At 41.7% G+C, this 10,910-nt stretch carries 9 protein-coding genes and 1 pseudogene; 4 read left to right on the top strand and 6 right to left on the bottom strand.

Features of this window, described 5'->3' with window-relative positions:
- A pseudogene (locus NG55_RS21160) lies at positions 1–201 on the top strand (hypothetical protein); the annotation flags it as partial.
- Here NG55_RS21160 and tyrS read toward each other — a convergent pair.
- The gene (gene tyrS / locus NG55_RS20240; RefSeq protein WP_016543200.1) at positions 198–1,430 is read right to left on the bottom strand and encodes a tyrosine--tRNA ligase; all 1,233 of its coding nucleotides are present in this window, start codon (positions 1,428–1,430) and stop codon (positions 198–200) included. The pseudogene NG55_RS21160 and the gene tyrS overlap by 4 nt on opposite strands.
- A gap of 61 nt (positions 1,431–1,491) precedes the next feature.
- Between tyrS and NG55_RS20235 the strand changes: the two genes are divergently transcribed.
- Positions 1,492–2,625 (top strand): anhydro-N-acetylmuramic acid kinase, encoded by a 1,134-nt coding sequence (locus tag NG55_RS20235; protein ID WP_016543201.1) that lies wholly within the window; start codon positions 1,492–1,494, stop codon positions 2,623–2,625.
- 52 nt (positions 2,626–2,677) lie between these two features.
- Here NG55_RS20235 and erpA read toward each other — a convergent pair whose 3' ends face one another.
- The 5 genes from erpA to NG55_RS20210 form a co-directional block, all read right to left on the bottom strand.
- Positions 2,678–3,013: an iron-sulfur cluster insertion protein ErpA gene (gene erpA, locus NG55_RS20230; RefSeq protein WP_016660072.1), complete on the bottom strand. Its 336-nt coding sequence runs from the start codon at positions 3,011–3,013 to the stop codon at positions 2,678–2,680.
- Between the two features lie 122 nt (positions 3,014–3,135).
- A complete protein-coding gene (locus NG55_RS20225; protein ID WP_065344245.1) occupies positions 3,136–4,140 on the bottom strand; it encodes a putative solute-binding protein in 1,005 nt (334 codons plus the stop codon).
- A 289-nt stretch (positions 4,141–4,429) separates the two neighbouring features.
- Positions 4,430–5,437, bottom strand: coding sequence for a putative solute-binding protein (locus NG55_RS20220; RefSeq protein WP_016543205.1), 1,008 nt, complete (start codon positions 5,435–5,437; stop codon positions 4,430–4,432).
- Between the two features lie 216 nt (positions 5,438–5,653).
- A complete protein-coding gene (locus tag NG55_RS20215; RefSeq protein WP_065344244.1) occupies positions 5,654–6,655 on the bottom strand; it encodes a putative solute-binding protein in 1,002 nt (333 codons plus the stop codon).
- A 195-nt stretch (positions 6,656–6,850) separates the two neighbouring features.
- A complete protein-coding gene (locus NG55_RS20210) occupies positions 6,851–7,858 on the bottom strand; it encodes a putative solute-binding protein (protein WP_065344243.1) in 1,008 nt (335 codons plus the stop codon).
- Positions 7,859–8,071: 213 nt separating this feature from the next.
- On the opposite strand from NG55_RS20210, the gene NG55_RS20205 reads away from it, so the two are divergent.
- Positions 8,072–10,000 (top strand): ATP-binding cassette domain-containing protein, encoded by a 1,929-nt coding sequence (locus NG55_RS20205; protein WP_065344246.1) that lies wholly within the window; start codon positions 8,072–8,074, stop codon positions 9,998–10,000.
- A gap of 342 nt (positions 10,001–10,342) precedes the next feature.
- A complete protein-coding gene (locus NG55_RS20200) occupies positions 10,343–10,900 on the top strand; it encodes a VTT domain-containing protein (RefSeq protein ID WP_016543208.1) in 558 nt (185 codons plus the stop codon).
- The last annotated feature ends 10 nt before the right edge of the window (positions 10,901–10,910 follow it).

The following is a 10,910-nucleotide window of genomic DNA, read 5'->3' as shown; positions in this document are numbered from 1 at the left end:
TCTCAACAAGTTTTTATCTGCATCACCGCCGATGGATGTGCATTCTACAGTATTTCAGTTCAGGTGCAACCCCCTTTTTTATTATTTTCTTTTGCATGTTTCTTTTTTCTACAAAACCAGTGTTTTCGTTGTTTTTATCAGCTATTTACGTATAAAAAGCAGGCTCGTGGCCTGCTTTTTATTTTTTCCATTGTGATTTAATCAGTAAAAGTCACACGAGCAATGGCTTTTTTACCCGATTGAATGATTAAAGTGACATTCTCTTTTACAGAGTAGCTCATATCAACCACATTCCAATCGACTTTAACCGCACCACGACCCACGGCGTCTTTTGCAGCGGCTGCATTCGGGTTTAAACCTGCTACACGAAGAATGGTTGCGATAAATAACTCACCACCAAACTCGCCACGAGAAATGGTCACTTCTGGAGTATCTTCTGGTACTTCGCCTTCTGTTACACGGTTACCTGCACTCTTATGTGCATTTTCAGCCGCTTCTGCATCATGGAAACGTTCAACTAACTCGAGTGCCAAGATACGTTTGATTTCTTGTGGGTTACGACCCGCAGCCATTTCATCCAACAAGACTTTAATTTCATCCAATGACTTAAAGCTCAGTAGATCAAAGTAACGTTCAATCAAGCTATCTGGCATCGACAAGATTTTTTGATACATCGCACCAGGGGTATCAAATACACCAATATAGTTGCCTAAAGATTTAGACATCTTATTGACGCCATCTAAACCTTCAAGAATCGGCACAGTAATACACACTTGTGATTCTTGACCGTAACGACCTTGTAGAGTACGACCCATTAACAAGTTAAAGGTCTGGTCTGTACCACCTAATTCGACATCTGCCTCAAGTGCAATCGAATCATAGCCTTGTACCAATGGATATAAAAACTCATGAATTGCAATCGGTTGATGGTTGTTATAGCGCTTAGTAAAGTCATCACGCTCTAACATACGTGATACGGTTTGCTGGCTTGCCAATTGAATTAAATCAGCAGCTGTTCTTTGATTAAACCACTCTGAGTTAAAGCGTACTTTAGTTTTATTTGGATCTAGTATCTTAAAAACCTGTTCTTGATAGGTTTTTGCGTTGGCTTCAACTTGCTCACGAGACAACGGCGGACGTGTTGCGCTTTTCCCAGACGGGTCACCAATCATGGCCGTATAATCACCAATCAAGAAGGTGACTTCATGTCCCAAATCTTGGAAGGTTTTTAATTTATTAATTAGAACCGTATGTCCTAAGTGTAAATCAGGAGCCGTTGGGTCAAAGCCTGCTTTTACACGGAGTGGACGATTCTCTTTCAGTTTTTTCAATAAATCTTCTTCAGAGATAATCTCGTGCGTGCCTCGTTGAATGAGAGCAAGCTGTTCTTCGGCTGGCAAGAAATTTGACATCACAAAACCTAAACACATCAGTTATTCAATTTGTGCGATATACTAACATTTTTTCAGCATCTTGCAGGATAAGTTGTATATGAGCGCGATCTATATTGGTGTAATGACAGGCACGAGCATGGATGGTGTTGATATTGTTGCAACTTCATTCGATCCATTAACATTGCATGCCACGCTGACTGTGCCTTTTGAGCCTGAACTACGTGATGAGTTGATGGCATTGACACTCCCTGACGACAATGAAATTGATCGTATGGGTAAAGCTGATGTTGCTTTAGCGCAAATGATTGGGCATGGCATTAATCAACTGATTGAACAAAATAATTTAGACCGAAGCCAGATTAAAGCGATTGGTTCACATGGACAAACCATTCGCCATCGTCCTGAACATGGTTTCACCTTACAAATTGGTGATCCGAATATCATTACAGAAATCACGCAACTGCCTGTCGTGTCTGATTTCCGTCGTCGTGACATGGCCGCAGGTGGTCAAGGTGCACCTTTAGTGCCTGCTTTCCATCAAGCGCTGTTTCAACATGACAGCATTCATCGCGTGATTTTAAATTTAGGTGGCATTGCCAATGTCAGTATGCTGCCTGCAAATAACCTAGACGGCGTATATGGCTTTGATACAGGTCCTGCCAATATCTTGATGGATGCATGGTGCCATCGCCATACTGGACATCCTTATGATGAAAATGGCGATTGGGCAGCCTATGGTAATCCCATCCGTTCGTTATTGGATCGTCTACAGAATCATGAGTTTTTTGCCAAAGAACCCCCGAAGAGCACAGGCCGCGAAGACTTTAATTTAGAATGGCTAGATGAACAGCTCAGCGATTGGCGCAATGATCTTGAATATGATGAACTGGAAGATACCCCAGAAAATATTCAATCCACTTTAATGAAACTCACCACACGTGCCATTAAAAAAGCGATTTACCGTAGTAAAGAAACCATGCCGACGGGTGAAATCTATGTTTGTGGTGGGGGTGCCTATAACTCACATTTACTTGAGCAACTCCGTTGGCGCTTACGTAAACACAATTGGTCGGTGCAAACCACGGATGCACTTGATTTAGCCCCAACATGGGTTGAAGCAACTGCTTTTGCGTGGTTGGCTATGCGCTTCGTACAACAACTGAGTGGTAATTTACCCGCGGTGACGGGTGCAGCTGGAGATCGCATTCTCGGCACCATCACCATGGTATAAAACAATAAAAAAGCTTCTCAATTGGAGAAGCTTTTTTTACATCAAAAATCGATTAAATCGAGAAAGATGATCCACAGCCACACGTTGTCGTCGCATTTGGGTTTTGGATCACAAAGCGTGAACCTTCAAGCCCTTCAAGATAGTCGACAACAGAACCCACGAGATACTGATAGCTGAGAGAGTCAACCAATACTTTCACATCACCATTGCTGAACTCAGCATCATCTTCATTGACACTTTCTGCAAAGTTAAAGCCATAAGAGAAGCCTGAACAGCCACCACCCGTTACATAAACACGTAACATAAGGTCGTTATTGCCTTCACTTTCGCGTAGTTGGCGAACTTTGTTAGCAGCACTATCTGACAATTCTAGAGCTTGGGCGTTCATGATAGATATTCCTCAGACTTCAATACGTCTTTCATAAATAAAAGACCCGATATGTAGTATAGCATACTCAATATCGGGTCTGTATTTGAAGTTTAAAGTGCCGTTAAAGACTTTTTATACGATTATTTGTAGTTCTCGTCTTGTAGGCCACATTCAAAATTCTTGGCATCTTCACGGCAACGGAATTGCCATAACAATTTCATCATACGCTTGTCATAAATTCCTTTTGCAGTCAGGTTGATACGCGCTTCACGCATCAACTTTTGGTAGCCAGGCTTATCAGAAGCGGGCACTTCCATCCAATATTTTTGTGGAATGTCTGCTTTCATCTTCCCAAGAATGGTAAATGCACGTGGCAATTGTGCCTTCACCCACTCTCGAGATTTTTGACCAAAACCTGCCGGAAATTTCTCTGGATGAATAATTAAATTGCCTGTTACTTGCAGAATTGGATAATTGACAATTGCCCCTTTGGTTCCTAAGCCCTTATACAGTTCCAAAGGTTTAAAGGCCGCGGCTGGTGCACCAATAATATCCACCTGACCATTATTGAACTTGGCACCAAAGTTGGTGATATCAGAACTCACAGCTTGTGCGCCAACTTGTGAAGCCATAATTTTTTGGGCCTCATCATAATCTAGGACAGCGATTTTCTTGCCTGCAGCCTTCGCCACCGTATTGATGTTACGATCATTCACCAATAAATAGGCATCACCTACAGGAATGACCCCAACCACTTCATATTTACCATTCACCATCGCTTTAGCAAAGGTCGGGCTAGCTAAGCCCTGCATCACTTTAACGGCCAATTTAAGGTCAGTAATCGCCCCGATTGCATCCAATGAGCCGGTAAACTGGTTAAACTGACGGCCACGCATTCCTGTGATACTGACCCCATCACATTTACCTGCCTTGAAATCTTCGGCAATAACAGCTTCGTTAGTTCCGACCTTCAGCTCAATATCAGCGCCCCACGTTTTTGCAGCGAGTTGATAATCCTTCATTAATGCATAAACATCGCCACTTTTGCCCACGATATCAAATACACAAATTGTTTGTTTTGCCTGAGTGCCCGCAGATACCGCAGCGATCCCAGTCGCAAGTAATAAAGTTTTAAACCATTGCATTTTATTTTTCCTTTGCATCTATGCTGATTGTTGTTGCATCCCATCCAAAATCAAAAGACTGGTGGTCTATCTTGAAATACGGTTTACCAATGAATCAATGTTTGAATACAGTCATGTTTAATCGTCCTGATTGAAACATCTTTTTAAATCACCAAGATTCCATTTGGTTTTTATATTTTTATATAATTACGATCTTTTTAAATCAAGACAATGGCTTAAATGACATCTACAAAAAAACAAAAAGCCTAGATCAATCTAGGCTTTAAGTCTTGATTATGGCAATTCTGGATTATTCACCCGGTAATGCACATTCAAAGTTTGCTTTGTCTACTGAACAACGCGCTTTCTTCAATACAGACATCATACCCGCATCGTAAATACCACGTTTAGTCAGATCCATACGACCATCACGTAATAATTTTTGATATTTCAAGTTGTCTTCAGCACTCAAGTTCATTTTATATTTGGCTGGAATTTCAGCTTCATAACGTTTGATCATTGAGAATGCTTTTGGAAGTTGTTTTACAAAGTAGTCACGAGATTTTTGACCAAAACCAGCAGGGAACTTCTCTGGACGAATCACAAGATCCGCAGTAACTTGTAACACTGGGAAGTTAAACATCGCACCATTTGAACCTAAGCCTTTGCTTAACTCTAATGGTTTGTAAGCATAAGCAGGCGCACCGACCATATCCACTTGACCGTTGTTAAATTTAGCAGCGAAGTTAGAGATATCAGAAAGTACCGCTTGCGCGCCTACGCGTTGTACCATGATTTTTTGTGCATCGTCATAACCCAATACGGCGAATTTTTTACCCGCTGCTTTTTCAATTGAGTTAATGCTCTTGTCGCGTACGAAAATGTAAGCAGCACCTAAAGGCGCGATACCCGCGATTTCATATTTATTACCACCCAAATTAGTGGTCATTTTTGCTGCATTACGTGCATCAAGTACATAGGTAATCGCACGCTGTGCAACTTCATTGCTTGGCGCACCGCCCAATGAATCAACTGAACCCGCAAATTTGTTATAAGGACGAGCACGCATTGCTGTCATCGCAACAGCAGCACATTTACCCGCTTTAAAGTTATTGTCTGCAACCTGTTCATCCGTGATTGCAAGTAAGTTAACATCAGCGCCCCAGCCTTTCGCTGCGAGTGCCCAGTCTTGCATCATTTTGTATGATTCACCTGACTTTCCTAATAAGTCGAATACACACACATCAATTGCTGCTTGAGTAGAAGCAGATACACCAAAGATCGAAGTTGCTGCAAGAGCAAGTGCAATTTTTTTCATATTTTTCATCCTTTCACAAACTTTATGTTTGTCTCCTTGTTCGAAGCAAATATTAATCATGTTTTTTGAAAAAAAATAGAGCTTATACTCTATTTTTATGACTGGATTGTTTATTTTTTACCCTCTTTTATCTATTTCTATTATTTTCTTAGGCAATTTTGTTATATCTGCCTCACTTTGTGTATAGATTTATATCTAGGCTACTGTTCTCCTTTTTTATTCACCACTCAAAGTACACTCAAAGTTAGTCCGTTCAACCGTACAACGGGCACGTTTCAGCACATTCATCATACTCGCATCGTACACGCCTTGCTTGGTTAAATTCATGCGTCCATCACGCAACATTTTTTGATAACGGGTTTTATCTTCATTGGTCAAAGTAATCTTTTTGGCATTCATTCCGGCCTCTAAACGCTGCACCATGGCAAAGTTACTTGGCAGTTTGTTGACGAACCATTGTCGAGATTGTGGACCAAAACCACTTGGGAATTGTGCAGGGCGAATAATCAGGTCACCAGTAATATTCACCACAGGGAAATTAAACAATGCCCCATTGACCAAACCTTTACTGATTTCTAAAGGCTTATAGGCATAGGCAGGCGCTGCAATCACATCCACCTGTCCACTATTAAATTTTTTCACAAAATCAGAAATATCCGATGGTACCGCCACCAAATCGATACTTTCTACAATGGCCTTTTGTGCTTGGTCATAATGTAAATAAGCAAATTTTTTGCCTTTGGCTTTTTCAATGGTGTCGATCTTTTTGTCACGTACAAAAATATATGCCAGCCCGACTTGGATAATGCCTGCAACTTCGAATTTATCCCCATTCACAGTTGCCGTTAAACGGTGTTGATTACGCTTATCCAGCACATAGCTAATGGCTTTTTGCGCAATGGCATTGCTGGTGACTGCCCCGACCGCATCCACAGAGCCTGCAAATTTATTATATTTACGGGCACGCATCGAGGTCATATAGACGCCATCGCATTTGCCCGCATCGAAATCTTTTTCTGCTTTTTCTTCGTCTTGATAAGGAATCAGTTCAACATCGCCCTGCCATGTTTTAGAAGCCAGCTTCCATTCCTCAATCAGTTTATAAGACTCCCCAGCCTTACCCAATAAATCAAAAACACAAATTTGTTGTTTTGCCTGTACAGGAGTGCTCATGACAAATAGAGCTGTAGCACTCAATGCCCAAAGTCCTTTTTTCATCTTGTTTTCCCTTACTTTGCTATTTTGCACAATTTTCCATCAGTGCTTATTCAATATAGTCAGATTTTGACCAAAAGAATAGCGCTTTTATATACATATGTCGGGTTTTCATCTGTTTTAACCATCTGCATCACAGAATCAGATCCAGTGATAGGTAGACACGAATCAGCTAAAAACATGTCCTTTCACAGCGATTTACTCACCACCCAAAGTACATTCAAAATTGGTTCGATCGACTGTACAACGCGCGCGTTTCAATACACTCATCATGCTGGCATCGTAAATACCGCGTTTGGTGAGTCCCATTCGTGCTTCACGCAGGATTTGCTGATAACGAGTTTTATCCTCGTTATTCAGGTTAATTTTATACTTGGCAGGTAATTCAGATTCCAAACGCTGGATCAGTGCGAAATTGGTATTTAGACGGCTCAGAAACCATGCCCGAGAGTTCTGTCCAAAATTACTGGAGAATTTTTCAGGACGGATAATCAAGTCCATGGTCATATTCACCGCAGGGAAAGTAATAATCGCGCCCTCATTTCCCAATCCCTTAGACAGCTCTAAAGGCTTATAGGCATAGGCAGGTGCCGCCATAATATCGGCCTGACCCGTATTAAACTTTTTGGCGATATCAGAGATATCTGCAAGTACGGCTTGTCCACCTAGGCTTTTCACCACGATCTTTTGAGCTTCGTCATAGCCCAGCACTGCAAATTTTTTGCCTTTGATTTGCTCAATGGTATTCATTTTCTTGTCTTTGACAAAAATATAGGCCAAGCCGATTTGCGAAATCCCTGCAACTTCATAATTTTCATTATCAACGCTACTGACCAAACGGCGTTGATTACGTTTGTCCAAAGCAAAACTAATCGCTTTCTGTGCAATTGCATAGCTGGGCACAGCGCCAATGGCATCAATCGAACCTGCAAATTTGTTATAACGACGCGCACGCATGGAGGTCATATAGACGCCATCACATTTGCCTTGTTCAAAGTCATTTTCAGCCAACGCTTCATTCTGATAGCTGATCAAAAAGGTATCACCACGCCATGCTTTAGCAGCCAAGGCCCATTCTTCCATAGCCTTATAGGCTTCTCCTGATCTCCCCAACAAATCAAAAACACAAATTTTGCTCGCTGCCTGTGTTTCTGTATAGGTCCCCAACACCAGCATTGCCCCCAATGCAAGAATTCCCTTTTTCATCCTTAAATCCTATGCTACTACTTTTAGTCTTGTTGCTTATTTTTTCATATAATTTAAATAATAATCTGATTCGCATCACAAAAATAGAGTTTTTACTCTATTTTATCATTGATTGATCAGCTCAATTCGAACAACTTGATCTTAAATATAAAAATTTGCATTCATGGACGATCACCTTAAAATGCAGCTATCTATTCGCTATTTTGCATGCTCATGATCCAATTTGACCAAGTTTCATTACGCCGTGGTGGGCGAGTTCTGTTCCAAAAAGCATCGATGCAGCTTCATCCAGGCTGGAAAATTGGTCTTACTGGCGTGAATGGTGCAGGTAAATCGACCTTATTTGCTGCATTTCTAGGAGATTTGGTCGCAGATGAAGGTAATCTGACTCGCCCAGCGGTGTGGACTGTGGCCCACATGGCGCAAGAAATTAAGGCCTTGGACATACCAGCAATTGATTTTGTCCTGTCTGGAGATGAAGAGTATTGGGATATTCAAGAAAAATTAGCCCATCCAGACCAGTTGAGTAATGATGATTTAGCCCGATTGCATGGTCGTTTTGACGAGATTCACGGATATGCAGCACCTGCCAAAGCAGCGCAATTGATGGCAGGTCTCGGCTTTCTCGATCACCAATTAAAATTAAATGTCGCCAGCTTCTCGGGTGGGTGGCGCATGCGTTTGAACTTGGCGCGTACCCTCATGAGCCGTTCAGACCTGCTGTTATTGGATGAACCGACTAACCATTTGGACTTGGATGCGATCTTGTGGTTAGAAGACTGGCTCAAAGCCTATGAAGGCACCTTGGTCCTGATTTCACATGACCGAGATTTCCTCGATGCGATTACCGATCATATTCTTCATATCGAGAATCAAGAACTGACCTTATATACAGGCAATTATTCCACCTTTGAAACCACCCGCAGTGAACGTTTAGCCCAGCAACAACAAGCCTTTGAAAAGCAGCAAGAAACCCGTGCACACCTACAAAAGTTTATTGACCGCTTTAAAGCCAAGGCCACCAAAGCCCGCCAAGCACAAAGCCGAATTAAGCAATTGGAGCGTATGCAGCAGCTAGCACCCGCACATGTTGATACACCGTTTACCTTTAGCTTCCGTGAACCGACCAAAATGAGTTCACCGCTGCTCAGTCTAGATGCGGCTACAATTGGCTACGGCGATAAAATCATTGCTGAAAAAATTCGCCTGCAAATTACACCAAGTTCACGCATTGGCTTATTGGGAATGAATGGTGCGGGTAAATCAACCTTGATCAAGACCCTTGTCGGTGATTTACCACTACTTGCAGGTGAACGTAAGGCTTCTGAACTGCTCAATATTGGTTATTTTGCTCAGCATCAAATGGATGCCTTGGATGCCCATGCCAGTCCAATGTTGCAATTGGCCCGTATTGCCGATAAAAAAATCAGCGAAGCCGCTTTACGTGCCTTTTTAGGTGGTTTTGGCTTTAGTGGCGAACGGATGGATACGCCATGTGAGAGCTTCTCTGGCGGTGAGCGTGCCCGTTTGGCCTTAGCCCTGATTGTGTGGCAACGCCCCAATGTCTTGATTCTGGACGAACCAACCAACCATTTGGACTTGGATATGCGTCTGGCATTGACCATGGCGTTACAAGACTTTGATGGTGCAGTGGTGCTGGTTTCACATGAACGCCAATTGATTGCGAGTGTCTGTGATGACTTGTTATTAGTACATGCAGGTCAATGCACCGAGTTTGAGGGTGATTTACAAGACTATGCCAAATGGTTACGTGAAGCGCGCCAACAACAGATCAATGCACAAAATGCATCACAGCAACAAAGTACAACCACTCAAGCCCCTGCCGCAAAAGTAGATAAAGAAGCGCAACGTAAAGAAGCAGCTCGTCGCCGTGAAATGACGCGGCCAATTCGTAAAAACATCGAAAAAGTCGAGGCTCAAATTGAAAAGGTTCAACCACGCTTAGCTGAGATTGAACATGCTTTAGCGGATAGTGCTCTATATGAGGCCGACCGTAAAAATGATTTGATCAAACTGATGAATGAACAAAATGAGCTAAAAGCCAAGTTGGAACAGCATGAAGAACAACTTTTAGAACTAATGATGGAACTGGAAGAATTGGAAAGCTCATTTGCAGATTAAGCAGTTCGCAGATTCATACACATCTCTGATTGAGTGTGTATGAATCACAACATTTAAGGTCAGTGTTTTAAACAGAAGCATCCCATTTATGGCCTTAAAAGATGTTTCGGATACTTAAAAACACTATGAATAGCATGAAAAATGTCATGAATTTGTCGGTAATTTAAGATAAGGTAAAAATTGGAATTTTCTCAGAAAATTGAGCTTTAGCCTCAGGCTCGATATACTCGACCCCCACTGTTGTAAATTTATAACTGACGAATGAATCCTGAGGGTTAAATTCATTTCACATTTTTTGTACTTTGATTTGGTGAGTACTCTATTTTGGATCATACAAACTGAATGAATTCTTTAGATTTTATTTTTAATTTTGAACATATTCTACCGGTCTTGGTTCAAGAGTACGGTTTATGGATTTATGCCATCCTTTTTCTGATTATTTTTTCAGAAACCGCCTTTGTTTTTATGTTCTTCCTACCCGGTGATAGTCTATTACTCACCGTAGGTGCATTATGTTCTGTGGTGGAAATCATGCACCTCGGCTACATGATTAGCCTGTTGTTCTTTGCTGCAGCGTTGGGCTATATGGTGAACTACCATATTGGCCGTCATTTTGGCGACCGTATTTTCAATATGAAATCGCGCTTTATTAAGCAAGAATATCTACAAAAGACCAATGTGTTCTTTCTGAAACACGGCGGAAAAACCATTTTACTGGCTCGTTTTATTCCGTTTGCCCGTTCATTTGCGCCATTGGCAGCTGGTTCTAGTAATATGAACTATAGCCATTTTGTGATTTATAACATCTTAGGCGCATTGCTGTGGATTAGTGTCCTGGTTACTGCTGGATACCTGTTCGGTCATGCACTGATTCAAGTAAGCGACTTTGTAGAAAGTTAATTTTAATAGC

Origin of the sequence: Acinetobacter gyllenbergii (genome assembly GCF_001682515.1) — a bacterium.
In the GTDB taxonomy this organism is placed as follows: domain Bacteria; phylum Pseudomonadota; class Gammaproteobacteria; order Pseudomonadales; family Moraxellaceae; genus Acinetobacter; species Acinetobacter gyllenbergii.
The sequence above is the reverse complement of the archived record's forward strand: the minus strand, read 5'-3'. Positions and strand labels throughout refer to the sequence as shown.

Excerpts from the sequence above, each read along its gene's own strand:
- tyrS (WP_016543200.1), bottom strand. The coding sequence starts at position 1,430 with ATGTGTTTAGGTTTTGTGATGTCAAATTTCTTGCCAGCCGAAGAACAG.
- NG55_RS20235 (WP_016543201.1), top strand. The coding sequence starts at position 1,492 with ATGAGCGCGATCTATATTGGTGTAATGACAGGCACGAGCATGGATGGT.
- erpA (WP_016660072.1), bottom strand. The coding sequence starts at position 3,013 with ATGAACGCCCAAGCTCTAGAATTGTCAGATAGTGCTGCTAACAAAGTT.
- NG55_RS20225 (WP_065344245.1), bottom strand. The coding sequence starts at position 4,140 with ATGCAATGGTTTAAAACTTTATTACTTGCGACTGGGATCGCTGCGGTA.
- NG55_RS20220 (WP_016543205.1), bottom strand. The coding sequence starts at position 5,437 with ATGAAAAAAATTGCACTTGCTCTTGCAGCAACTTCGATCTTTGGTGTA.
- NG55_RS20215 (WP_065344244.1), bottom strand. The coding sequence starts at position 6,655 with ATGAAAAAAGGACTTTGGGCATTGAGTGCTACAGCTCTATTTGTCATG.
- NG55_RS20210 (WP_065344243.1), bottom strand. The coding sequence starts at position 7,858 with ATGAAAAAGGGAATTCTTGCATTGGGGGCAATGCTGGTGTTGGGGACC.
- NG55_RS20205 (WP_065344246.1), top strand. The coding sequence starts at position 8,072 with ATGATCCAATTTGACCAAGTTTCATTACGCCGTGGTGGGCGAGTTCTG.
- NG55_RS20200 (WP_016543208.1), top strand. The coding sequence starts at position 10,343 with ATGAATTCTTTAGATTTTATTTTTAATTTTGAACATATTCTACCGGTC.